This is a genomic window from Rummeliibacillus pycnus, from assembly GCF_050459865.1.
Classification (GTDB): Bacteria; Bacillota; Bacilli; order Bacillales_A; family Planococcaceae; genus Rummeliibacillus; species Rummeliibacillus pycnus_B.
Genome location: NZ_JBCMNM010000019.1, coordinates 13,051 through 38,432, shown reverse-complemented (window position 1 = coordinate 38,432; position 25,382 = coordinate 13,051). Strand labels below are relative to the sequence as shown.

The 25,382-nt window shown below is 35.2% G+C and carries 17 protein-coding genes and 1 riboswitch; of the genes, 4 read left to right on the top strand and 13 right to left on the bottom strand.

Annotated features, from left to right (window positions below; translation table 11 throughout):
• Nucleotides 1-138: 138 nt before the first annotated feature.
• The 4 genes from bioA to ABE048_RS05205 form a co-directional block, all read right to left on the bottom strand.
• Nucleotides 139-1,500, bottom strand: a complete 1,362-nt coding sequence (gene bioA, locus ABE048_RS05220; RefSeq protein WP_430309646.1) for an adenosylmethionine--8-amino-7-oxononanoate transaminase — start codon at nucleotides 1,498-1,500, stop codon at nucleotides 139-141.
• The gene (bioD, locus tag ABE048_RS05215) at nucleotides 1,487-2,200 is read right to left on the bottom strand and encodes a dethiobiotin synthase (protein ID WP_430309645.1); all 714 of its coding nucleotides are present in this window, start codon (nucleotides 2,198-2,200) and stop codon (nucleotides 1,487-1,489) included. The genes bioA and bioD overlap by 14 nt, the downstream gene beginning before the upstream one ends.
• Before the next feature lie 453 nt (nucleotides 2,201-2,653).
• Entirely contained in the window at nucleotides 2,654-3,196 is a 543-nt protein-coding gene (locus tag ABE048_RS05210; protein ID WP_430309644.1) for a biotin transporter BioY, read from the bottom strand.
• 252 nt (nucleotides 3,197-3,448) lie between these two features.
• Nucleotides 3,449-4,531: a fatty acid desaturase gene (locus tag ABE048_RS05205; protein WP_430309643.1), complete on the bottom strand. Its 1,083-nt coding sequence runs from the start codon at nucleotides 4,529-4,531 to the stop codon at nucleotides 3,449-3,451.
• Between the two features lie 286 nt (nucleotides 4,532-4,817).
• Here ABE048_RS05205 and ABE048_RS05200 point away from each other — a divergent pair, with 286 nt between their 5' ends.
• Entirely contained in the window at nucleotides 4,818-5,924 is a 1,107-nt protein-coding gene (locus ABE048_RS05200; protein WP_430309649.1) for a M24 family metallopeptidase, read from the top strand.
• Nucleotides 5,925-6,266: 342 nt separating this feature from the next.
• On the top strand, nucleotides 6,267-7,562 hold the full coding sequence (rpoN, locus tag ABE048_RS05195; RefSeq protein WP_430309642.1) for an RNA polymerase factor sigma-54: 1,296 nt from the start codon (nucleotides 6,267-6,269) through the stop codon (nucleotides 7,560-7,562).
• An 87-nt stretch (nucleotides 7,563-7,649) separates the two neighbouring features.
• Here rpoN and metH read toward each other — a convergent pair whose 3' ends face one another.
• From metH to ABE048_RS05175, 4 genes are all read right to left on the bottom strand, one after another.
• Nucleotides 7,650-11,084, bottom strand: a complete 3,435-nt coding sequence (gene metH / locus ABE048_RS05190) for a methionine synthase (protein ID WP_430309641.1) — start codon at nucleotides 11,082-11,084, stop codon at nucleotides 7,650-7,652.
• Nucleotides 11,065-12,924, bottom strand: a complete 1,860-nt coding sequence (locus ABE048_RS05185) for a bifunctional homocysteine S-methyltransferase/methylenetetrahydrofolate reductase (RefSeq protein WP_430309639.1) — start codon at nucleotides 12,922-12,924, stop codon at nucleotides 11,065-11,067. The genes metH and ABE048_RS05185 overlap by 20 nt, the downstream gene beginning before the upstream one ends.
• Nucleotides 12,925-13,021: 97 nt before the next feature.
• Nucleotides 13,022-13,120: riboswitch (SAM riboswitch) on the bottom strand.
• 184 nt (nucleotides 13,121-13,304) lie between these two features.
• Nucleotides 13,305-13,967, bottom strand: a complete 663-nt coding sequence (locus ABE048_RS05180; RefSeq protein WP_430309638.1) for a class A sortase — start codon at nucleotides 13,965-13,967, stop codon at nucleotides 13,305-13,307.
• 594 nt (nucleotides 13,968-14,561) lie between these two features.
• Entirely contained in the window at nucleotides 14,562-15,950 is a 1,389-nt protein-coding gene (locus ABE048_RS05175) for a protoporphyrinogen oxidase (RefSeq protein ID WP_430309637.1), read from the bottom strand.
• 258 nt (nucleotides 15,951-16,208) lie between these two features.
• On the opposite strand from ABE048_RS05175, the gene ABE048_RS05170 reads away from it, so the two are divergent.
• The gene (locus ABE048_RS05170; RefSeq protein WP_430309636.1) at nucleotides 16,209-18,233 is read left to right on the top strand and encodes a Na+/H+ antiporter; all 2,025 of its coding nucleotides are present in this window, start codon (nucleotides 16,209-16,211) and stop codon (nucleotides 18,231-18,233) included.
• Between the two features lie 167 nt (nucleotides 18,234-18,400).
• Here the strand turns inward: ABE048_RS05170 and ABE048_RS05165 are convergent, their stop codons facing one another.
• The 3 genes from ABE048_RS05165 to ABE048_RS05155 all read right to left on the bottom strand — a co-directional run bounded on the left by ABE048_RS05165 (nucleotide 18,401) and on the right by ABE048_RS05155 (nucleotide 21,782).
• On the bottom strand, nucleotides 18,401-20,323 hold the full coding sequence (locus ABE048_RS05165; protein ID WP_430309634.1) for an acyltransferase family protein: 1,923 nt from the start codon (nucleotides 20,321-20,323) through the stop codon (nucleotides 18,401-18,403).
• A gap of 431 nt (nucleotides 20,324-20,754) precedes the next feature.
• Nucleotides 20,755-20,832 carry an excalibur calcium-binding domain-containing protein gene (locus ABE048_RS05160; protein ID WP_430309648.1) on the bottom strand — a complete coding sequence of 26 codons (78 nt, stop codon included), beginning with the start codon at nucleotides 20,830-20,832 and terminating at the stop codon, nucleotides 20,755-20,757.
• A gap of 11 nt (nucleotides 20,833-20,843) precedes the next feature.
• Nucleotides 20,844-21,782, bottom strand: a complete 939-nt coding sequence (locus ABE048_RS05155) for a nucleoside hydrolase (protein ID WP_430309633.1) — start codon at nucleotides 21,780-21,782, stop codon at nucleotides 20,844-20,846.
• A 164-nt stretch (nucleotides 21,783-21,946) separates the two neighbouring features.
• Between ABE048_RS05155 and ABE048_RS05150 the strand changes: the two genes are divergently transcribed.
• Nucleotides 21,947-23,179, top strand: coding sequence for an MFS transporter (locus tag ABE048_RS05150; RefSeq protein WP_430309632.1), 1,233 nt, complete (start codon nucleotides 21,947-21,949; stop codon nucleotides 23,177-23,179).
• A 20-nt stretch (nucleotides 23,180-23,199) separates the two neighbouring features.
• Here ABE048_RS05150 and ABE048_RS05145 read toward each other — a convergent pair whose 3' ends face one another.
• Together ABE048_RS05145 and ABE048_RS05140 are read right to left on the bottom strand one after the other, a co-directional pair.
• Nucleotides 23,200-24,363, bottom strand: a complete 1,164-nt coding sequence (locus tag ABE048_RS05145; protein WP_430309631.1) for an endonuclease Q family protein — start codon at nucleotides 24,361-24,363, stop codon at nucleotides 23,200-23,202.
• Between the two features lie 137 nt (nucleotides 24,364-24,500).
• Nucleotides 24,501-24,650 (bottom strand): hypothetical protein, encoded by a 150-nt coding sequence (locus ABE048_RS05140; protein ID WP_430309630.1) that lies wholly within the window; start codon nucleotides 24,648-24,650, stop codon nucleotides 24,501-24,503.
• Between the last annotated feature and the right edge of the window lie 732 nt (nucleotides 24,651-25,382).

Here is a 25,382-nt window from a genome sequence, read left to right as displayed (position 1 = left end):
GAGTCTTCGCTAATTCCACATCAACTAAGATAGCTATACAAGATTTTAATTTTCCAGCGCCCTCCACTACGTTCCTGTGAGGCTTTCAACTCAAGCTTTTCCCGTAGGACTATGATGAGCTTCACTGAGAAAAGAAAACTAAATATTCTCTGAAATAGATTGATATATTATGTTAATCGCTTCTTCTAGTTCGCTCTGACTCATCGCTAATACAGGCATGAATGTTAATACTTGATCTAACTGACGGACGATGAGCCCTTTTTCACGTGCAGTCAAGACAATGCTATCAAGTTTGTTTGCTTGTATTTCGAAAATATCTTTTGATTCTTTATCTTTAACAATCTCAATTCCGATCATTAATCCCCGTTGACGAATATCTCCTACAATGTCTAGATTATATAAGTCTTCTAACTTTTCCTTTACAAATAAAGCATTCGCTTGAACTTTTTCGATTAATGCAGTTTCCTCCATCAATTGAATATTTCTTAATGCTACAGAACAACATAATTGGTTACCCGTATATGTGTGACCATGGTAAAACGTTTTATACTCCTCTTTTTCCCCTAAAAAAGCATCAAAAACGTTTTGACTTGTAATAGTTGCTGCAAGAGGCATGTAACCGCCTGTAATCCCTTTCCCTACACACATAATATCAGGGACAACCCCTTCTTGCTCGCAAGCAAACATGGTTCCTGTTCTTCCAAAGCCAACCGCTACCTCATCACAAATAAGGAGAATGTTATATTTTCTACAAAGTTTTTCTACCCCTTTCAAGAAGCCTTCAGGATGTGTAATAATTCCTGCTGCACCTTGCACTAAAGGTTCCATTATTAAACCAGCTACTTCATCAGCTTTTTCTTGAAGTAAACTTTCTAATTTCTGTAGGCAGAAATTTTTTACAGCTTCTTCATCTCCATCTTCCGACATTCGATAAGTATGAGGTGATGGTAAAGAAATACGCTCAAATAGTAATGGTTTAAAAATCCGGTGATATAAATCCATGCCACCTACACTAACAGATCCAATCGTGTCACCATGATAAGCCTCATCTAATGAGATAAATGTACTTTTTCTTTTATATTTCTCTGAATCGATATTTTGCCAATATTGATAAGCCATTTTCAGTGCAATTTCTACAGAAGCAGAGCCTGTATCTGAATAGAATACCTTACATAAGTTTCCTGGCGTAATTTCTGCTAACTTTTTAGCTAATAAAATTGAAGGAACATTTGCAGAACCCAATAAAGTAGAATGAGCAACTTTATGTACCTGATTTGTCAGTGCTTCATTTAACTCAGGGATATTATGTCCATGAACGTTAACCCAAAGAGAGGCATAACCATCCAAATATTTTTTCCCTTCAATATCATATAAATAGCTTCCTTCTCCTTTTTCAATAATAAGTGGTTTCGATTTTTGGTATTGCTTCATTTGAGTAAAAGGATGCCATACATATTCTTTGTCCCAATTTTCTAAGTCTTGAGTATTATATTGTTCCATCAAGAAAAACCCCTTTCAATTTTTCTACAAATAGTTCTGATTCAATGCATTTTTCTGAGTATTTTTCTAATTCTTCTTTTACATTTTTGAAATCAGGAATAGTAAAAGTAGGTAGTTCCAGCATTTTTTCAATAGTCTGGATATTATCTTGTTGAATTACATTATCTTTATCAAATTTGTTGAAAATCACTGAATGGATAGGAATATCATACGTTTGAGCGTATAAATTTGTTGTAATAACATTGTGTATTGAACCAAGTCCACTTAAACTAACCAGAATAGCAGGTATATTCAGTTCTTCAATAAAATCCTTTGTCATATAAAAACTATCTTCTTGCTCTATTAAAGGAACAGCCAATCCTCCAGCTCCCTCTATTAAAACAAGATCATTCGTTTGTTCTAATTCCTTTTTTCTTTGTAGAGCAATTTCAATATTCACTTCTTTTGGTTGCATCTTAATGGCTAAATGTGGCGACGTCTCTGGTTCGAAAACAAAGCATCCAGTATTTTTTACACCAAGTACCGATTCATACCACCCTAAATCAGGATAAGTTTGAGTTTGCTCAATCAATCCAGTTTGAAAAGGTTTAAATACTGTTGTTTTAATACCTAGCTTATTTAATGTGAAATATAAAAAACCAGTAGCGATGGTTTTTCCTATATCGGTTCCAGTTCCAGTGATAAAAAATGATTTCCCCATTCTATACAGCTCCTATTTTTCATTTGAATCAATTTTCGATTTATAAATACGAATATTTCAACACATTAACTTTTCAATATTCTGATATAAATGTTCCGCTACAGACGGCGCTTTCCACGGGCTTGGCTTCAATCTCCTCGGGCCAACACGATGTTGGTCACGAAGCCGTTGCCACAGGAAGTGGCGATTATAGGCTTTGTTCCTTAAAAGATGTGCTCCTGCGATTACTCGTCGCAAGAAATTCTTTTTAACAAAAGAATTTCTTCCTGCGGGGCTTTCAGCTCAAGCTTATTCCGTAGGACATTGAATTAGCTTCCTTGAATTAGCACTGCACGAAGAAAATGCGAATGCATTTTCGAGGACTCGCCGTCTTTCGCTCCACAATGAAGAAAATTGGATATCATTTAATGTTCGTATATTTCATATAAGTTTTGCATTATGAAATTGATTCATTTAAATGAACTTTTTTATTCTTGGACGAACTTTATGTATTATGATTGCGCTTATAGCGGCTAACAAAAGATCTCCAGGAACCGGTAGATAAAAACCGAATAACAATGTTTCATGAAGAGTTAAAGGTTTTTCAACAACCCACTTCATTGCTCCATACAGCCAAGTACATCCAAAAAAGTACACGATAAGTAGCGTAACTACATTTGCGAAGAAAATAGAATAAATTTTATTCAGATTAAACTTCTGAATAAGCCAGCCATTTGCAAACGCACCTAATACAAAACCAATTAGATAACCAAATGTCGGCTTAAAAATATAACTAGGACCTCCTCCTTCCGTAAAGACTGGTACTCCCACTAATCCGATTAATACATAGCTTAGTTGACTGATGAATCCAAGTTTTGGCCCTAATAACGCACCAGCCATGTAAACAAACAGAATTTGTAGTGTAAAAGGAATATAGGGAATTGGAATTTTAATAAATGCACCTACTGATGTTAAAGCTGCAAAAAGTGCAGCATAAGCGATTGTTTTACTTTTCAAAATATCGCCTCTCTTCTTTTTTTAATCGTGATTATTGTGTATCATTTCGAATTATATGTCAACCAAAAATAAAAATAGGTTAACATATTTTTAGATTATCTAAAAAATAGAGATAATGATGGATTGTTTTGAAAAGAGGGGTATCGGTTAATCGTAACCATAAAAAAAACGCACATCACTAAATTCTTAGTAATGTACGTTTTTTTATTTTATATAATATTATCGATAAGTTATTCCACGGAAAATTATCTGTTATATTACATTTTTGCTAGACTTAGGTTGATTAACTGACTTTTTGATTGTTTCTATAGATTGTTTTATTTTAGAATCATGTGTTACCACAAGACTTTTAACATCCTTAAATGTAACAAATGTTTTATTGGGTGTATCATATAATTTATAACGTAATGATTCAAAGCTAGTCTTAATTGTAATGGTTGTTGCTTGTTGCAATGGTGGTGTCATTTTATGTGCTTCTTCTAATTTATAATTAGGTACTCGTGGTGCTAAATGGTGCACATGATGGAAGCCAATATTACCAGTTACCCATTGTAAAACGATCGGCAATTTATAATAAGAACTACCCTCTACAGCAGCCTTTACATAATCCCATTCAGATTCATTTTCAAAGTAAGAATCTTCAAATGTATGCTGAATGAAAAATAACCAAATGCCAAGTGCCCCTGCAACAAACATTGATGTCCCTTGTACAATTAATAATGATTGTACATTGGTCAGTAAGATGACTCCTGCGAAAAGAGCGACAATGATTGCATTGGATAAATAAGTATTGAAACGTTCTTTTTTTCTTGCATCTTTGTGATTAAATCTACTAGAAACCAGTACTAAATATAAAGGACCTAAACCAAACATGACAAGTGGATTTCGATAAGCTCTGTAGCAAAAGCGTTGCCATTTTGATGCTTTTACATATTCATCAACTGTCATGACCCAAACGTCGCCGATCCCTCGTTTATCTAAATTGGAACTTGAAGCATGGTGAATCATATGCTCTTTTTTCCATTTTTCGTATGAAAATAATGTAAGAACCCCTGTTATTAAACCAACGATATCATTGGCTTTTTTGTTTTTAAAGAAAGAGCCATGTGTGCAGTCATGGAAAATGATAAATGTACGAACAACAAAACCTGCCGCAATCACACTTAGTCCCACAGCTCCCCAAACAGTGTAAGGTAAAATCATGTATGCAGCTATCCACAATGCAATCATTGGTGGAATTGTATTAATTATTTGCATTACACTTTTTTTCGTATCAGATGTTGCATATGGTATAACAGCTTTTCTTAGCTGTTTTGTCTTTTCACGATCTGTCAAAAAAATCCCCTCCAGCCTTTGTACTCATGGATTTATCATACATTCTTAATTATCTTTTCAGTAGATATAGATGTCATCATGATAATATGACATCTATCATACACCTGGTACTAATAATAGATTATAGAACTAGGCTTTTGTTGATATTGAAATCGATAGTAATTGTTTCAGCATTTAGAATACACTCTCCTGTATCTATAAACTTATCCTGCAAATATAACATTAAATATTCTAAAAATTGTGATATCATAAAAATAACAACTGACCAGAGGTGAGCTATTTGAATATTCAAACCTTTCAAGAACGTAAAAATATCCTAGAAGAGACATTAGTGCACCATGAAATTGATTTAGGAATTATTACTTCGCCTGCTGATATATTTTACTTCACTGGATTTAATTCCGAACCACATGAGCGGTTTATGGCATTGATACTAAATATTAAAACAAATGATACATTTTTATTTGTCCCTGCTTTAGATGAAGAAGCCGCAAAGCAAAAGTCAAACATTGAAAAAATCATCCCTATTTCAGATGAGGAATCCCCCTTTGAAGTCGTCAAAAATACAATTGGAAATGTTGGAAGCGCAATAGGCGTAGAGGGGAAATCGTTTAGCTATGCAAGATATATAGAGCTAATCGAAGCATTTCATCACCCTGTTGTACTAGATATCCAACCATTTGTCAGTCAACAACGATTGCATAAATCTCCTGATGAGATAGCATCGATAAAACTTGCCATTGAAATTATTGAAAAAGTGATGGAAGAAGGAATCAAAAAAATCCGAGTTGGCATGACAGAACAAGAAATTGTAGCTGAATTAGAGCTGTTAATGCGAAAATTTGGAGCAGACGGTACATCTTTCGATACGATCGTTCTAGTTGGGGAAAATGCCGCACTCCCTCATGGACATCCTGGTTCTAGAGTGGTTTGCGAAGGCGATTTTGTATTGATCGATATGGGCATTATCAAAAATGGATATTGCTCAGATATTACTCGTACATTTATAGTTGGAAATCCAACAGAACAGCAGCAAGAAGTATACGATATTGTAAAAGAAGCGACCATTGCTGGACTTCAATCTGTTCAAGCCGATCTTCCTTTAAAAACATTTGATCTAGCCTCACGTAAAATTATTGAAGAAAATGGCTACGGAATCTATTTTAATAATCGGGTTGGGCACGGCCTTGGAATTGAAGTACATGAAGAACCTTCCATTCACTCCGAAAATGACTCACTTGCTCGTAAAGGGATGGTATTTACAATCGAACCTGGCATCTATATTCCTGGCTACGGTGGAGTGCGAATAGAAGATAATGTATATATAAATGAAAATGGAGAACCAGAAATATTAACTTCATTTACAAGAGAATTAATCATTATTCAACCATAAGAAGGGGGTGTCTTAAAAGTGTAAAGAAGCATTTTTAAAACACCCACCTTCATATTAAGTTTGTACAATTCCCTATTGCTCCAGAGGTTACTCTTCACAAAGGAGTTGTCAAAAATGAGCATTTGGACAACTCCTTAATTAGTCCATTTTTTAATGTAGTAAATGTCGATTCTATTTTTTATATCACATTTACTATGCTAAAAAATTAACTAAGAATAACTTCTTTCCATTCCAAATATTAGATACATAAAGTATAATATTCATTACATATTGCAGAATTTTTCGCCTTTTAAATTAAATCAAGTTTGTTAGGATGATAGATTAATTAAGGAGGATTTTGTTATGGAGCTTATACTTCAACAACGACAAGAACTAAAATTGTTAATGACCGCTCAACTTCGACAGTCCATTGAATTACTCCAATATTCAACTGATGATTTAGAACAATTTATTCGGCAACAAGAATTGGAAAATCCATTAATTGAACTTCAAGATTCATCATTCTCAAGACAAATTGAAAAGCTCCCGTCTGTAAAGTCAACAAAACGTGTAGCTCTTAAATCAACAGATTTAACAAAAGCTAGTGAGGTAAATTTTAGAGACCAAATAATGCAAATGGTCAATTTAAATTTTAAAGATGCCACCACGAAGAAATTATTAACATATTTGATTCACAATTTAAACGACAACGGATATTTGGAAATTGAAGAAACAAGCGCAATCTATTCTACAGAAGACATTACTAGAGGGATAGAACTCCTCCAACATATTGGACCTATTGGGATTGGGGCAAGAAATATTGAAGAATGTCTGATATTACAAAGTCAATACCATTATCCTGAATACCCAGTTCTATCGGAAATGATTCAACGTTATTTACCTATGCTTGCTGAAAAAAAGTGGTCACGAATTGCAAAAAATCTAAAATGTTCTGTTTCTCAAGTTCAACAACTAAACGAACTCATTTTAACACTTAATCCAAAACCCTGCTCTTTTACACAAATAGGAAGCACAGAATATTTACGCCCAGATATTATTGTAGAAATACAACAAAATGAACTGGTTTTTTATTTAAATGATGGCTATCTACCAAATATAGAATTGAACGAACATTATTTAACTGTTCCTACAACTAATCGTGCAGAACAACAATATATTCATACTCATTACAAAAACTATCATTGGCTAATTAACAGTATTGAGCAACGACGTAATACAATACTTAAAATAATGCATGTTTTAATAAAAAAACAACGCACTTTCTTTAGTAAAGGACTATCTGAATTAATTCCTCTAACTTTAAAAGAAGTGGCTGATGAAATCGAAATGCATGAATCTACCATAAGTCGTGCAACAACAAACAAATATATCCAAACACCAGTTGGAACATTTGAATTAAAATCATTATTCACTTCTAAAGTTGCAACAAATAATGGTGACAATATTTCACAAGAAAAAGTAAAAATATTATTAAAACAATTTATTCAGATGGAAAACAAACTTAAACCTTTTTCAGATCAGAAAATAGCTGAATATTTTAATACTGAACACGCTATCCAAATTGCCAGAAGAACCATTAGTAAATATCGAGATGAGCTTAATATTCCTGCGGCAAGTATGCGTAGACAATGGCAATGAAAGCACTCCCAATTTCCTTATCCATTAACCAAACCTTAAGAAAAAGAGCGTAGTCAAATTAAATTTGCTTACGCTCTTTTTGTTCTACTATTCAACATTAAAGTATCGAGCATCCGGATGTGCAAAAACAATTGCTGAAACAGATGCTTCTGGTGACATCATAAATCCATCTGTCAGTTGTACACCCATATCTTCTGGTTTAATGAGTTTAAATAATTTCTCTTGATCTTCTAAGTTCGGACAAGCAGGGTAGCCAAATGAGAAACGCTGACCTTGATATTTTGCCGCGAATCGGTCACGCATGGTGAAGTCTGTTGCATCCGGGAAGCCCCAATGATCACGCATTTCTTGATGAATACGTTCTGCAAATCCTTCTGCAAGTTCTAATGCGGTTGCTTGAAGTGCATGGCTTTCTAAGAATTTCCCTTGTTCCTTTAAGCGAGCGGCTGCTTCACGAACACCATGCCCCGCCGTCACTTGCATGAATCCCACATAATCCATTTCTCCGCTATCTACTGATTTAAGGAAATCTGCCAAACACAAAAATGGCTCCTTATTTTGGCGTGGGAATGTAAAACGTTCAATCTCCGTTTTTGCATCAACTGGGTCATAAATAATCACATCATCCCCATCTGCTTGAGCAGGGAAGAATTGATACATTCCTGAAGGGCTTAAAATATTTGATTTTAAAAATCCTGTCACTAAATTATATAAGTAAACTGCTCTTTCATCACCCTTCACCAGCATTTCTTCATTATATCCTTTTAAACCAAGGTGATGACCGATTAAAGTTTTCATATTCACATATGGTTGAAGATGAGCAACCGAATAATCTCTCGTCACGTGTCGCACTAAATCTTGAGGTTCAAATACTGATACATCTGAACGAACAGTTTTAACAGGTTTTAGTGCTACTGCTACTGCCGTTCTTTCACTTCGTCTGGCTTCTTGAGCTAAACGTTTTTCCTGAGATGCATGTAATTCTTCCAACAAATTTTCCTTTTCATCGCTTTGCAATCTATTGGCAAGTTCTAGGCCATGCATTGCATCTTTTGCATAAAAAACTGGTCCATCATATTCTACTGCAATTTTGGTATCAGTAAATTTGCGAGATAATGCTGCACCCCCTACTAATATCGGTGTATCTATCTGCGCTTCTTTAAAATCTTGTGCTGTAATTAACATTTGTTGTGCTGATTTAACAAGTAAACCTGATAGACCAACTATATCTGGTTTTTCAGTACGAATGGATTCAATTAATTCCTGTGGAGATACTTTAATTCCTAAATCAATTACTTTATAGCCATTATTACTTAAAATAATATCCACTAGATTTTTCCCAATATCATGCACATCGCCTTTAACAGTAGCTAGCAATACTTTTCCTTTCCCTGTATCGTCTTCATTTTTCTCCATGAAATCTTCAAGGAATGATACCGCAGCTTTCATCACACCTGCAGATTGTAGAACTTCCGCAACAATCAGTTGATTATCATTGAAAAGTTTACCGACAGTAGCCATCCCTTCCATTAATGGTCCATTAATAATATCGAGTGGCGTATCATATTGCTCTAATGCTACTTGTAAGTCCGGTATTAGGCCTTCCTTTGTACCTTCCACAACATAATAAGCCAGACGCTCTGGGACTGTTTTAGGAATATCTGCTTCTGTTTTTTCTTTCTTTTTATCACGATAGAAATCAGTAAAATCAGCCAATGTTTGGTCTGTAGTTTCAAACAGTAAATCATTTGCTAATTTAATTTCATTTTCTGGAATAGATGCGTAACGCTCAATCTTTTCAGTATTCACAATTGCGTAATCTAATCCCGCTTGAGTGCAATTATAAAGATAAACTGCATTCAATACTTCCCGTCCTACTGGTGGCAACCCAAAAGATACATTACTTACGCCAAGAATCGTTAAAGCACGTGGTAATTTTTCTTTAATTAGACGAATCCCTTCAATTGTTTCTACAGCTGAACCGATATATTGTTCGTCCCCTGTCCCTACTGGGAAAACAAGCGGATCGAATATGATATCTTCCGGTGTAATCCCCCATTTATGAACTAGTAAATCATAGGAACGCTCTGCAATTTCTAATTTCCTTGTTCGATCGACTGCCATTCCTTTTTCATCTATCGTACCTACAACAATTGATGCACCATATTTCTTGACGATTGGCAAAACAGCTTCAAACCGTTCTTCACCATCCTCAAGGTTAATCGAGTTAATAATGGCTTTACCTTGTGAATATTTCAGTGCCACTTCTATTACTTTTTCATCTGTTGAATCAATAACAAGAGGTACTTTTACTTTCTTCACTACCTCCTGCATAAAGTTTTTCATGTCCTCTAGTTCATCACGATCTGGGTTTGCTAGACAAATATCAATAACGTGAGCGCCATTTTTTACTTGTGCACGCGCAATTTCGGAAGCTTCTTCGTATTTTTCTTCTACTATTAAGCGTTTAAATTTACGTGAGCCTATCACATTCGTACGTTCACCGACAAACAATGGACGCATCGAATCATCATATACTAATGGTTCAATACCAGAAACAACATGACCATGCTCATTATCCGGCTTTTGACGTGGTTTACGATCCTTGACCACTTGACGTATTGCTCGAATATGAGCAGGCGTTGTACCACAACATCCCCCAACTAAATTTAACCATCCTTTATCTGCAAAACCTTCAAGTTTTTTTGATAATGATTCGGGTGTTTCGTGATAATGCCCTTCTTCATCTGGTAATCCTGCATTTGGATAACAGCTGATATAACTTGTTGCTATTTCCGATAGTGAACGTAAGTGGTCCGTCATAAATTCCGGTCCGGTCGCACAGTTCAAACCTACAGAAAGAGGTTTAATATGTTCAATAGAAATATAGAAAGCTTCAATACCTTGACCAGCAAGTGTGGTACCCATTGGCTCAATTGTTCCAGAAATCATGACAGGGATTGTTTTATGTAACTCATCAAAAGCTTGCTTAATCCCAAGCGTACCTGCTTTGACATTTAACATATCTTGGCTCGTTTCAAGTAATAATACATCTGCTCCGCCTACTATTAATCCCTTCGCCTGTACGTAGAAATCTTGTTTCAATTCATCAAAGGTAATGCCACCCGTAACAGATAACGTTTTCGTTGTTGGCCCTATCGCACCCGCTACAAAACGTGGCCACTCTGGGGTTGAAAGTTCATTTGCTACTTTTTTCGCAATTTCAACGGCTTTTTTATTGATTTCCTCAGCTCTGCTTCCAAGATTATATTCGTTTAAAACTACCGGTGTACCACCAAATGTATTGGTACTAATAACATCTGAGCCTGCTTCGAGATACGCACGATGAACAGATTCAACAACATCTGGACGAGTAATATTCAAATATTCATTACATCCTTCATACTCTTCTCCGCCAAAATCATCTGCTGTTAAATTTGCACTTTGTAACATTGTCCCCATGGCACCATCTAACACTAAAATATTATTTTCAAGTCGTTCCTCAATGAGATGCTTTGACATAGTTGTTTTCTTCCTCTCTCTTGTGGTCTAATTCACGAATATATTCCATTAATTCAATCGACATTTCATAACGCATAAATGGCGTGATTAGATATATCCCATTGAACAACTCAGCTGCTGTATCGATTAACTCTTTTGCGATAGCTAACCCTTCTGCTTTTGCAGCTTCTTTATCTTCTCCAGTGGCTCTCATTCGTTCTAATACAGCTTCTGAAAGCTTAATCCCTGGTACTTCATGATGTAAAAACTCAGAATTTCGTAAGCTAGTTAATGGCATAATACCGATGAAAATAGGTGTGTCTAAATGTTTCGTTGCTTCATAAACTTCAATAATTTTTTTCTTACTATAAACTGGCTGTGTGATAAAGTAGTCCGCTCCAGCCTCTATTTTTTTCTCTAAACGTCCTACAGCTCTTTCTACTACTCGAACATTTGGATTGAAAGCTGCTGCGACAGAGAAATTCGCTTTTTTTCGTAGTGGTTTCCCTGAAAAGGATATACCTTCATTTAACTTTTTAATTAGTTCCAGAAGTTCCAGACTTGATACGTCATAGACACTTGTTGCACCTGGGAAATCCCCCACTTTGGTTGGATCACCCGTAACAGCCAAAATATCATGGATACCAAGCGCATTTAAGCCCATCAAATGCGATTGCAAACCAATTAAATTTCGATCGCGGCAAGTAATGTGGGCAAGTGGACGTACATGATGATCTAATTTTAAAATAGACCCCATCGCCATATTACTTATTCGTGGTGATGCAAGTGAATTATCTGCCATTGTTACTGCATCCGCACCGGCTTCATATAAAGCTTTTGAGCCTTCTATAAAATTCTCAACATCTAGATGTCTTGGTGTATCTAACTCAACAATAATAGAACGCTCTCTTTTCGCTTTTTCATGAAGCGGTTCATAGCTTTCCTTTGCTGCTTCTTTAATCTTAATCACTTCTTTATGTTTGACCACTTTATGTTGGATAGGTGGTAAATCAGCTAAACGTTTTTTCACTGCTTCTATATGCTTTGGTGTAGTTCCACAGCAGCCGCCGATTAATCGAACTCCTTGATCTCGTAACAGAACAGCTGAGCGACCAAAGTAATCTGCTTCTGATTCATAAACAATTTTCCCATCCTCAACATCTAGTAAACTTGCATTTGGGTATGCAGAAAGGAATGCTTTTGTTGGAAGTTCAACATCTTCTAACGCTTGGATTGTATGGTGTGGGCCTAAACGACAATTGACTCCTACGATATCTGCACCAAAATCTTCTAACTGATGAAGGGCACTATTTAATGACAGTCCATTTTGAAGAATGCCTGGTTCATGCATAGATACCTGAGAAATAATCGGTATATCTGTTATGCTACGTAAATGCTTTACAGCTGCAGTTATTTCCTCAAAGTCATAGTAGGTCTCTAATAAAAGTCCATCCGGATCACCTGCTAATAAATATCTCGCCTGTTCATCTAGTGACTGAATAATTTCTTCTAATGTCGCATCACTTTTACGTACACCGCGAATGCCTCCAATAGTTCCTAGTACAAACTGTCCACCTTTTGAAGCAACTTTTTTAGCAATTTGAATGGCACTTTCATTTAACACTTTTACCGAATTTTCTAAACCATAACGCTCAAGCTTGATTGCATTCGCCGTATAAGTATTTGTTTGAATAATATCTGCTCCAGCATCAATGTATTGTTGATGGATATTTTCAATAATTTCTGGCTTTTTGATATTTAACTCCTCATAACAATAATCAATACCATACGAATATAACAATGTCCCCATAGCACCATCTGCTGTTAGCACTTGCGTTCGAAGTTTCTCTAAAAATCCCATACAGTCCATCCTTTCTATCCTTAAATTGGTTTCGCTCAAATAAAAAACCCTTCTTAAATAAAAATAAGAAGGGTTTTGGTTTCGTCATCTATGTTCCTTCTTATCTACAGGATTTCTCCACTGGAATTAGCACCTGACCATTTGGCTGGTTGCTGAAGCGTCATAGGGCCAGTCCCTCGGCTTCTCTTGATAAGAATCACTATTAAATTGTTAGAATAATTAAAAGAATCATACTCCTTTAGCGAGTTTGCGTCAAGGCAATATAAGAAAATAGTTTTAAAACTTCTTTGAAAAAATCTTCTAATCAAAACAAAAAAACGAAATTCATGCGAACAATTCATATGAATCTCGTTTATTTATTGTTAAAAAGGGTTCTAAATTTATTTACTTATCTTAAAATAGTTTGTGTCATCTGTATAAGCTTGTTTTTTAATGAAGTTTCCACGAATAATCATGCGTTTCTCACCGTTGTAGTTGCAGGTTACTAATGTGATTACCTTTTCATCTGCTTGGTCTTGAATTACTTCAACTTGCGTAGGCTTAACAATGAACATATCCGAAATCTTATATTCATATATATTTTGAAAGTCAGTAATATAGATATTCATGCCGTTTTTTGCTTTAGTTAGTGGGCTGAACAATGTTTTGCCATCATTCATATTATGTCCTGCTAAAGCATAGTTGCCCTGCCCCATGATTTGGTTTGCTTTCATTGTTCCTGCACCGATTGTTAAATTCACATTGGAAATACCATACACTATAGGAAGCTGCATATTGACATCTGGTACACTAATAGCTCCAATGGCATGGACATCTTTCTTTTTCGTTTGTGCATTAAGAACATCTTGTAAACTAATATTCTTCACTTCTTTAAAATTGAAAGTTGTATCAGGCGCTGTTTTTGCTTTTTCAACATCAGACTTATGAATAGTTTCCTCTGACATATTGGCAACAAGATAGCTCATTATTGGTTTTTGAAAAATTAATACCAATCCAGTAAAGAGTAATAGAATACCGAGTACTAGACTTAATTTTCTTATCATCTTATTTACCTCTTTCATATACTCGTGTCTTTTCATCTTACATAGCAACAACTAATTTTACAAATTTAAAAACCAAGAGAAGAAAACTCCACTCTTGGTTGATGAGATTATTCATTACTATTTAGAAGGAGTAGAAATCGCTCGCTTTCCGCGTGGGTGCGTTAAAGCTACTGAAAAAGTGTAGTAACACAAATATCTATAATATATATTCGCTATTAATGAAGTGGAATTAGCTCCGCTTTCCGTGGGCGAACTGACGAGCCTCCTCGCTTGTGCTCCTGCATCGCTTCGCTAGCTTCGTCGCAGAGAAAATCTCGCTGTGGGGTCTCGTCTAGCTCGTTTTCCTACAGGAGTCTCCGCTAATTCCACTTCAACTAAGATGTCACACAAGATTTTAATTATAAAAATCAAGCTATTTTTACTTTTTAGTATCCTTCCTACGCTCAGTCCGGGGTATTTCTTGCTTGCTTTCCCGCAGGAGCCTCGCAATTTCTATCTACTTCTTTTCTAAAGAAGACAATTAGCCCCATATTCTTATACAACTTCTAAATTTGCCTAGTCTGTTGATAAATTAAGTAAGATTCATGTTAGGTTTTATATTAATTGCTTTACAATTTTCTCTGCAGTATCTTCGCCATTTTGAATGCAATTACCGATTCCAACACCATAGTATGAACATCCAGCCAAAATTAGATTTGGATATTTTTCAGCTAATTGATCATTTAAAGATTGGACCGTAGTTGCATGACCCATTCCATAGACTGGCATTAATTCATTCCATTTTGTTATATTTACAGCTGCCGGTTCACCATCTAAATTCAATGATTTTTTAATATCATCTAATGCAATTTCTGTTAACTCTTCTTCGCTTAGGTTCATAAGCTTATTAAACAATGGGTTTGTGCTCTTATAGAACATTCGTACAAGTAAATTACCTGATTTAGATGTATGTTTCCATTTTCGACTTGTCCATGTGCAAGCATTACATTTCACATCACTATTTTCAGAAACAATATAACCAGTACCATCTGCTGGTAAGTTTTCATCAGGAATATTAAATCCTACATAAATGGCAATAATAGATGCGTTACGAATTGTATTTAGCTCTTGATCTACTGCTTCGTCTTTTAAAATTTGACTTGTCACGCTATGTGGTGTTGATAACACAACATAATCTGCAGTAATATCATCATGTCCATTGAATGAACATGTATATTGATTACCCTGTTTTGCTACGTTTGTCGTAGTTACACCTTTAATAATTTCTACATCTGTTAATGTTTCTTCTAAACGGTCAATTAGTTGTGATAAGCCATTTTTAAAAGAAATGAATTTTTTATCTGCTGATTTTTGGAATTGCTCACGGTTGGCTCCGAAACCTTTGATGATACTGCCATATTGTTCTTTATAATCAAGTAAATATGGTAATGTTGAAGCCATCGTTAATTTGTATAGATCACCGGAATAAACACCTGATAACACAGGAGCAATTTGCTTTTCTACTAGCTCTTTACCTAAGAAATATTCAAGGAAATCCCCAATAGAGCTGTCTTTTGTAAAGTGATCATTTGGTAAGTCTAAATCTTTTAACGCTTCTTGTTTTCCTTTCGGTGAAACAAGTGTACTGCTCTTTAGCGATTCAATATTTGTTGGAATACCAAATACACTATCTACTGGAATTGCATGCAATGTATTATTTGTATATATATAAGAAATTCCTGTACCGTTGTAAACTAGGTCATCTTCTATGCCTAATTCTTGAACAAGTGGCATCACACTCTTATGTCGTGCCACAATAGAATCAGCACCTGTTTCTATGATGAATCCCTTGTCAAATGCTGAGTGGATTTTCCCACCGAGAAATTCATTTTTTTCAACTAGCACAAGACGAATATCTAAATTTTTTTCATTTTTTTGTTTTTGTAGATAGTGCATGGTACAAAGGCCTGTAATGCCTCCACCAATTACAACAACTGTTTTCAAGTTGCTCATCTCCTTCATCATTACGAACAATATAGGTTTTTGTCACATTCTAGTATAAACTCCTGGTGGAATAGATGTCATGATTTTGGTCACATCTGTTTGAAGAATCCACACAATTTTAGTTAGTATAGTAACAACTTTGTCAAATTTGCTGTTATTTCAAAGCTTAGGGCTATCATTTGTAGAAATTTTTTTGATATCTTATTATTTTTTTTAGAGTGTAAAAAGTGCCATTCTAATTGATGTGAGGATGATGTTATGGATTTATTGATGATTGTTCTATTATTAATGGGTTGTTTACTTATTTCTAATATTATAGGTCACTACATACCTTCAATTCCTACAGCTCTAATTCAAATTGCCTTAGGAGTTATGGTTGCACTTGTGTTTAGTGGTGTTTCTTTAGAACTAGAAACAGAATGGTTCCTATTATTATTTGTAGCACCACTCTTATATAATGATGGGCGTAATTTTCCGCGCGAAGAACTGTGGAATATGAGAATGCCTATTTTAGGGAACGCCATTATTTTAGTTCTCATTACTACATTAGCTGGCGGTTATTTTATCCACTGGTTAATCCCTTCTATACCATTAGCTGCAGCATTTGCACTAGCTGCCATTCTTTCTCCAACCGATCCTGTAGCAGTAAATGGGATAGCAAAACGTATTCAAATACCTGAGAAAATATTAAATATTGTTCGAGGAGAATCGTTAATCAACGATGCATCTGGTCTTGTAGCATTCAAATATGCAGTAGCTGCTGTCGTAACTGGATATTTCTCGATTAAAGAGGCGTTATTGAATTTCTCTTACACTTTTATTGTAGGTGCCATTTTAGGATTAATCGTTGGTACGATATTAACTCAAATTCGCTTTTCTTTAAGAAGAGCTGGTATCCGTGATGTTATATTCCATACTCTTTTACAATTATTAACACCTTTTATCGTCTACTTAGTAGCAGAAGATATTTTCCATGCTTCAGGTGTTATTGCCGTCGTTGTTGCTGGTATTGCACAAGCGTTAGTAAAAGACAAAACAGAGACGGTTTTAGCAGAAGAACAATTACTTACTGAAAATACTTGGTCTATTGTTTTATTCATTCTAAACGGAATTGTGTTTTTATTACTTGGTTTAAATATTCCTTCAACAATGAAAGAATCAATTGAAAACACAAGTATTAATAATTGGAAGCTAATGGGCTATGCTATGGCAATTGGTGTTGTTATTTTAGGTATACGATTTGTCTGGTCATATTTCACTGCTATGTACGAATTTAAAAAAGGTCGAGATGAAAAACCTACTTTGAAGACGAGCTTACTTAGCAGTCTAACAGGAGTTCGTGGAGCTGTTACAATGGCTGGTATATTGTCACTACCGTTTATTACAGATAACGGAGGTATATTCCCTGAACGTTCACTCTTACTATTTTTAGCTTCTGGTGTGATCTTATTTACATTAATCGTTGCAACCATCTTCCTTCCTTTACTAATCGAATCAAACGAATCAGGTGAAGAGAATGAAGATCAGTTAAATTTCAATGAAGCGAAAAAGAAAATTTTACTTGCTTCCATTAAACAAATCCACCGTGAAATGAATGATGACAACCGAAATGTCGCTTATCAATTAATTGGTGAATATCAACAAATGTTCCGTCAAGCTCAGTTAGATGGTAACGCAGCTAAGTCAGGAAAACCTGAACATCAAAGTAAAATTACAAATGTAAGGTTAACCGCACTTGAAATTGAAGAACAATATATAAAGGATTTATATGAAGGTCATCATTTAGATGAAGATATGTATGATGCATTTAAAACTACCTTTTCAGAAAGAAGACGTGTTATTCAGCACAATATGCAAAAAGGATTTTCTTATATATTCTACAGATTCTTACGAGAATGGCGAATTGCCCGAAAAAAGTATCTCCTAGACAAAGAACAATTTGTTTCTTATGTTCGGATGAAACAAGTGGTCCGTATAAATGCTTATGAAAAGGCCCTCATCTATTTAAAAGAGCAAGCGCAAATGACTCAAAATCCCGAAATCTATTTTATGATTTCTTTCGAATATGAAAGAGCACTCGATCAAATTAGAAAACCAGTTACAACAAATTCAAACCGACAAGATGAATTAAAAGATGAATTACGTGTAGTTATCACCGAAACAGAACGTGCAGAAATTCATAAAATGTATGAAGCTGGTGAGATTAGTCGCGAACAAGAAAGAGATTTACGAAGATTTGTCAACTATATCGAAAGCGTAAACTTATACGAGCATGTAGATTAACTTTATTGGGTCAGATTACTTAAAAGGTTGCCTTTTTCAGTTATATTTCTTTTGAAAAACAGCATGGATACTTTCAACGAAAAGTTTAGCTAAATGTGATTGTCGTTTTTCTTTATACAAAAGAAAAGTGCTATAAAGTCTTTTTGCACAGACTTTATAGCACCTTTTTATTTTTCACCTTTTGCAATTTCACTACTAATTAACGCGGTGTAATATTTTTCGCCTTCTTGATTCGGATGAATATGGTCATCGTAGAACAAACCATATTGTCCTTCTGTCACATTATACCAATCAATTAACTTCGTGTTTTGATGGCTCTTAACAGCATTGTTAATTTTGCGGTTCACATTATCTTGCCAATTACGTGGAACGCGTGTATTCACAAGATAAATATGACGGTCATTACCAATCGCCGATAGTAAATTATTCATTTGCGTTTCACTAAAATCTCCATTGGAACCTAAGCCTAAGACTACAACTTCGCCTAATTTTCCTTCTTGCTTTAACTTGTTTACAACTTCTATTGCATCATAGGCTTGGCGTCCAACTTTTGCATCTACAATGATTTGTGGAATTTGTTGCTGTAATGCTGTTGCTGCACTCAACATAACAGAATCACCAATTGCCGTTACACTAATAGACCTTGGTACTTCCATCGCTACGATTTTATGCGGGTTTGTTTCTTGTTTGGCTTTTACTTCTACTGTTGATTTCTGCTTTTCTTCTTTTTTCTCTTTGGTAGAATCATTCTGAGCAATTGTTTTCTCTTTCTTTTCTTTGTCTGAGGTAGTTGTTATTTTAGCATCGTCTAACTTTTTCTGTTCCTCTTTTAAATGTTGCTCTAATGCTTCACTATTTGATTTCGTTTCTGCAGGGGTAAATATCATACCCATCACGAAAATAATAATGATACACCCTACAAATGCTGATCCAATTCTGTAAGGTAGAGTCCACTCTTTCCAATTCCAAGACCACTCATGTGTTTGAAACTTATGTAACCATATCTTCCATTCACCTTTACGCACAGGATCTTCCACAAAGCGCCAAGAAAGTTCTGCTAATATAAGAGTGAACGCAATGATTAAAAGTAATTTCCAAAGCGGTACATCAACACCTTCAATTCCAGCACCCATCAAAACAATAAATGGGAAGTGCCAAATATAAATACCATATGAACGTATCCCTATCCATATTAATGGTCTATAACTAAAAATATCTCCTATACTACTTGCAGGATGTACAATTGTAGCAATTAAAATCGCAGTAACAATGGATGCTAAAAACATGCCTCCATAATATAAAAATGGACCTTCTTCATGCATGAAAAAGAACATTAATAACAGAAGGAAGAAACTAACTATTCCTACCCCGTTTAATAATTTTTTTCCTCCATTTGTAACATTCTCTTTTAGCTTTTTACTCGGCCACACGAAAGCTAATGTAGCCCCTATTAATAAAGAAAATGCTCTTGTATCTGTACCATAATAAACACGACTCGGATCTTCTCCAGGTGTAAACATTATGGCCATGGAAATAGCTGATATACAGGCTGCTCCCAAGATGCCCAATGCAAATTTTTCTTTTTGGCGGACAAAAGGCAAGGCAATGATGATGACAAGTGGCCATATAATATAAAACTGTTCCTCTACTGCTAATGACCACATATGTTGAAGCGGAGATGGTGGAGAGAACTTCGTAAAATAAGAATGATCTTGTACAACATAAAACCAGTTACTAACATAAAATATAGCTGCTAATATCTCTGAACGTAATCCAACTAAAAATGATCGTTGGAATAACGTAATCCAAAAACCTACTAAAATTAACATGACGAATAGGGCTGGGATTAATCTTCTAAATCTTCGTATCCAGAAATTCTTTAAATTAATCGTTCCGTATTTTTCCCATTCATTCACTAGTAAATCTGTGATTAGGTAGCCTGATAACACAAAGAAAATGGTAACGCCCAAATACCCCCCTACAATTCCACTTACATGTAGGTGGTATAAAATAACCGCGATTACCGATATCGCTCTCAGACCGTCTAAACCACTTATGTATCTGTGATTTTTCCTTACCGGTTCTGGCATGAACGTACCTCCTAAAACACAACTCAATCCTCACAATATCGATTCATATAATAGACGCTAAATTTAATATTTTAGTTTTAACTAAATGACAAAACTTAATAAAAAAGTAGAAATTTCGATATTATATAAGCTAAGTTAACTAAACATTGTATATCCATAAAGTTTTTAAGCAAAAAAATATAGGCTATTTTGACAAGGTTCGCCAAATGACCTATATATTCTATTGTGCAATAATCATTCAACAATCACAATGTATCAAAAGATTTATATGATGGGGATACAAATGCGCATTTTTTCTCTATTCACTATTACTTTTCGCATACTTTTAATAATTTTGGATGCAAAATGTAAAAAATCGAGATCAATCATTTGATTGATCTCGATTTATATTACTAAACTACGGATGCTAACTAAATGAACACGTTTTGCTTTTATCTTTCACACACGTATTCATCTTTGTCTCTGTCCATTTTAGCTTGATAGGCTGGTTCACCTTTATTGCGTTTCAATTAATCGGTAATTACTCTTGTCTAGCAAGATCCGTTATATGTTCAAAAAAGGTTTCTCTTTCAACATCGTATATAAGATTAATTATTCGACCGTTGGATACTATCTCTGTTCTTCCTTGACTTGGACCATTAGTATGAACAATACTTGCAACAGCTTTTCTTTTAATTAAGTTCTCGTCAAATACAGTCAGCGTCGTTAATACATCCCATAAAAAATAGGTCGAATTCTTTTGATTCTGTAATAGTTGTGGTACCATTGCATAACATTGCCCTAAAAATTCGATACCAATATCTTGTCTATTTCTAGCCCAGTATGCTCTCACATCTGTTGTTAATGGGACATTATGCGTACTTTCAAGAGCTACCAAATCAATTTCTATTGAAGATTCCCATACTCGTACAGTTGCATCTGGATCCCAAAAGGCATTCCATTCGGCAGTTCCATCATAATCTGGTTCTTCCACATTTCCTTTTTCTAAAAACGTCCCACCCATCCAGATTAGCTTTTCAATTTTGGCTTCAATATCTGGCGCCTCATCTAACGCTCTTGCTAAATCTGTTAATGGCCCTGTAAATAGCAGTGTTATTTTCTCCTCATTTGCTCTTAATAGATCTACTAAATGTAGATGAGCCGGTCTTTCAACAATCATCGGTTTAGTGATGTCAAATTCATTTAAAACGGGTAATGCATCAACATAGAAAGCATGCATACGCCGATCTTTTGGAAATGGATTTTTTCCTTTTGAATTGGACGGTGCTACTTCAACCGTAATTCCATGACCGAAACGATTGATAATCTTCTCACTTGCAATTAATGCAGGCTCTAAATAAGATTCAGCTGGGATTATCCCAACGCCTACTAAATCTACATCCTCCATTTGCAATAATAAAAACAGCGAAATTAAATCATCTACTCCACCATCATGATTCAAATAAACTTTCTTAGACATATCAATCACCTCACCTATCATTTATGAATTTTACTCATATTTAATGTTACCAAAAATTTTTAATATTTTCCATTTTTCTATATCATTTTAACTTTCAAATAATTCCTGAATTTGTAATTAGATTATGCTACTATTGGTTTAATACATCAAGAGAAGGAGTTACTATGAAATTTTCCCAACTACCCCCGAATTTGAAGGTTCGACTCGTCTCTGCTTTCTTTAATCGTGTTGCGATGCATGCTGTACTCCCTTTTATGGCACTATTCTTTACTCATGAGAAAAGCAAATTTTACGCTGGAACGATATTAATGATTTCGGTTGGGGTAAGTATTTGCGCAAATATTCTCGGTGGTTATGCTGCAGATCGTTGGAAACGAAAATCCATATTAATCATTAGTGCTCTATCAGCAGCTACAATGGTTACTGGTATGACGATTTGTTTAATACCAAATAATACACCTATCATCCTATTTACGTTCTTTTATCTTTTCTACGTTTTTTCTAGTGACTTTGGAATGCCTGCAATGGAAGCTATTGTTCTCGATTCCACAACACCTGAAAATCGAAAAGATATTTATGCAATGGAGTATTGGTTAGTCAATATGTCGTTTAGTATTGGGGCTGTTCTTGGTGGAGTTCTTTATATTAAATATCAGTTTGCATTATTTATCTTATTAGCAGTAATTAATTGGAGTTTAGCACTTTGTTATATCTTTTTATTGCAAAATGATGGTCGTCCAAAAAAGAATCAATTACATAATAATATGTTCAAAGACTTATGGAATAGCTATAAAACTGCATTGAAGGACACCCGCTTTGTGATTTTAATAGTAGGTGCAATGTTAGTTTCTTCTTCAGAATCAATGCTTTCAAGCTATATTAGTGTCCGACTTTCAGAAACTTTTGAACCCATTACTATTTTGGGCTTTAAGATAGAGGGTGTACGTATGTTCAGCCTTTTGAGTTTTGAAAATACTTTACTTGTTGTTTGCACAACATTCCTTGTATCTAAAATGACCAATAACATGAACTATAAAAATGCATTAATTAGTGGTTTGATAATCTATGGTATTGGATATAGTTTGATGATGAGTGGTAATGAGTTTTACTATTTATTGATACTAGGTGTAATTGCTACATTGGGAGAGCTTATGTATTCACCTATTTACTTTACAGAACAAGCAAATCGTATTCCAGAAGATCGTCGTGGTGCTTTTCTCGCTTTTGCATCATTATCTCATAATGGTTCTACATTATTGAGCCATGGTGCACTAATCATCGGCACTTTCTTACTTCCGTGGCATATGTCCATATTGCTTGCTACTGTCGTTCTATTAGGTATCTGTTGTATTTATTTTGCACTTTATATAAAAAAAGAAGAGGAATGTCGTATTTAGCAGACATTCCTTTGGTTACTCTATTCAGTTTTTATTTTCCCATACTCGCCCCCACCACCAACTGATAACGAGAGTAGACCATTTCTGCCCTTATCAATTAATTCTGCAATTTTCGTTGGTACTACCTTTTCTAAATCTTCTTTAGTAACCTCATGTAAAATGTACATTTCCGTTCCAAAACTTGAAAGCAATTTTTCCATCGTTTTCTTACCAATACCCGGTATAAAATCTAAAGGAATCTGGTGAATATAAGGTGGACGATAGCGTAAAGACTGATCTGTGTCTGTTAACTCTTTAATCCGGACCGCTACTCCCTTTACTAGATGCTTTCCTCCACAATTCGTACAAGGCGCTTCCGTTGTTCGATAGCCACAATCTGCACATGCTGTTTCATGATATTTTCCTAAAAGAGGATTAAGACCATAGTTCGCAACAATTTCTCGTCCATCCTCTTCCTTCAATGCTTTTCGCAACTCATCAAAAGTTGGCTCTTTCATACGAATCTTTTGATATTCACGAGCCATTTTGCCAAGTGAATGTGCATCAGAATTAGTAACAAAAGTATATTTTGTCAGTTCACTAATACCTTTTACCATATCTGTATCTGAGCTCAGCCCCAATTCAATGGCATCTATTTGATCCATATCAAAAACTTCTGCAAGACTCTCATTCACACCTTTTCCATAAGCGCTCTTGAATGGCGTAAAGACATGTGCCGGGATAAATATACCGTTCAGTGCATGAACCTTATGCTGCAAAGTAACCACATCACAAGCGATGCGCTGTGTACTCAAGTTAATATTCGTCACATAATGTTGCATCCATATAGAAAACTCTCGCATTGACTGCCATGAGCTGAAATAAGCTAGCACATGTAATGGACCTAAGCAGTTTTCATCGTTAACTTCAATTTCTACCCCTGGAATTAGTGTCGTATCTCGATAACGTAATCCACCCCCAACTAATTCTACTAGTTTATTTTCTTTTAGAAGTGCTGCCATTTCTTCTAACACTTCTGGTGAATGGCAATCGATAACCCCTACGATATCTAAGCCCTTTTTCATTGTTGCTGTGTGTAAAATACTTTCCAGTGTTAGTGATTTGCTTCCCGTAATCTTCACTGGTTTTCCTTTCCATGTACGGCCAATATGAATATGTAAATCTGCATAGAAATCCGATAACACACGATCACTTCCTATAATATTGAAATTGTACTTGCCTATTTCCTAAATATAGTTTGAAATAAACTTCAAAAACAGTCAAAAGTCTATTTCCCAAAACATTTAAAAAACCTTGCATTTCTGCAAGGTAGCATCTTTTCTTATAAAAAACTTGAATCACTATTATTAGATTGACTCCCTTTAGTAGCATCAGTATCATAAGCTACTAATGCATAGCCAAATTTCTCTTCCAATTCTTTTAACTCTTTTACCTTTTCTTCATTAAGTGATGCATATTTGTTCTCTTCCATTCATCATCCATCCTTTCTTTCGAAATTAGTTTGAACTTAAAAGACAAGATTATGCATTTATTTTGAGATCAAAGGAGCTTTCCAGAGAGTGTTAAATGTTTCGTTTCGCATTAGATTTAATGATATTTTTTGAGGTTCTAATCCGTTGATTTCCGTTCCGGGTGGCGCTTTCCGTGGGGCGTGAGTTGAGCCTCCTCCTCCGCTTGCGCTTCGTGCGGGGTCTCAACCTTCACGCTAATCCCACAGGAGTCACCACCCTCCACTCCAATCAACTTTTTATAAATTCCAAAAGAAAAATTGCTTTTCTTCATAAAAATAAGGAAGAGTAATTTTTTACTAATTCAAATGCTAAATTAAGTATGTACAAAAATGATTGTTTAATGATGTACATTTTTATATTCACATTTACACAACTACATCTTTCATAAAATTATTCTTATTGGACAGTCCATTTTCACTACGTGCGGAGTCTCAAATCTCACGCATTTGAGGGTACTGAAAAGTGAAAATAGATGAATTTTTACAATAAAACTTTGCGTATGGATAACTTTATTGAAGTGGAATCGGCAAAGACTCCTGCGGGAAAGCGAGATAGGTGAGACCCCGCAGGGAAATTAAGGAACGGAGTCTAAGAACGCCACGTCCTGTGGCAACGACTCCCTGACCAACATCCTGTTGCCCCGAGGAGGCTCGCCCGCGGAAAGCGAAACCGATTCCACTTCAAGGGATAGC

Coding starts and splice junctions, on each gene's coding strand:
- rpoN (WP_430309642.1), top strand. CDS start 6,267: ATGGAGCTTATACTTCAACAACGACAAGAACTAAAATTGTTAATGACC.
- ABE048_RS05170 (WP_430309636.1), top strand. CDS start 16,209: ATGGATTTATTGATGATTGTTCTATTATTAATGGGTTGTTTACTTATT.
- ABE048_RS05165 (WP_430309634.1), bottom strand. CDS start 20,323: ATGCCAGAACCGGTAAGGAAAAATCACAGATACATAAGTGGTTTAGAC.
- bioA (WP_430309646.1), bottom strand. CDS start 1,500: ATGGAACAATATAATACTCAAGACTTAGAAAATTGGGACAAAGAATAT.
- metH (WP_430309641.1), bottom strand. CDS start 11,084: ATGTCAAAGCATCTCATTGAGGAACGACTTGAAAATAATATTTTAGTG.
- bioD (WP_430309645.1), bottom strand. CDS start 2,200: ATGGGGAAATCATTTTTTATCACTGGAACTGGAACCGATATAGGAAAA.
- ABE048_RS05150 (WP_430309632.1), top strand. CDS start 21,947: ATGAAATTTTCCCAACTACCCCCGAATTTGAAGGTTCGACTCGTCTCT.
- ABE048_RS05155 (WP_430309633.1), bottom strand. CDS start 21,782: ATGTCTAAGAAAGTTTATTTGAATCATGATGGTGGAGTAGATGATTTA.
- ABE048_RS05180 (WP_430309638.1), bottom strand. CDS start 13,967: ATGATAAGAAAATTAAGTCTAGTACTCGGTATTCTATTACTCTTTACT.
- ABE048_RS05185 (WP_430309639.1), bottom strand. CDS start 12,924: ATGGGATTTTTAGAGAAACTTCGAACGCAAGTGCTAACAGCAGATGGT.
- ABE048_RS05140 (WP_430309630.1), bottom strand. CDS start 24,650: ATGGAAGAGAACAAATATGCATCACTTAATGAAGAAAAGGTAAAAGAG.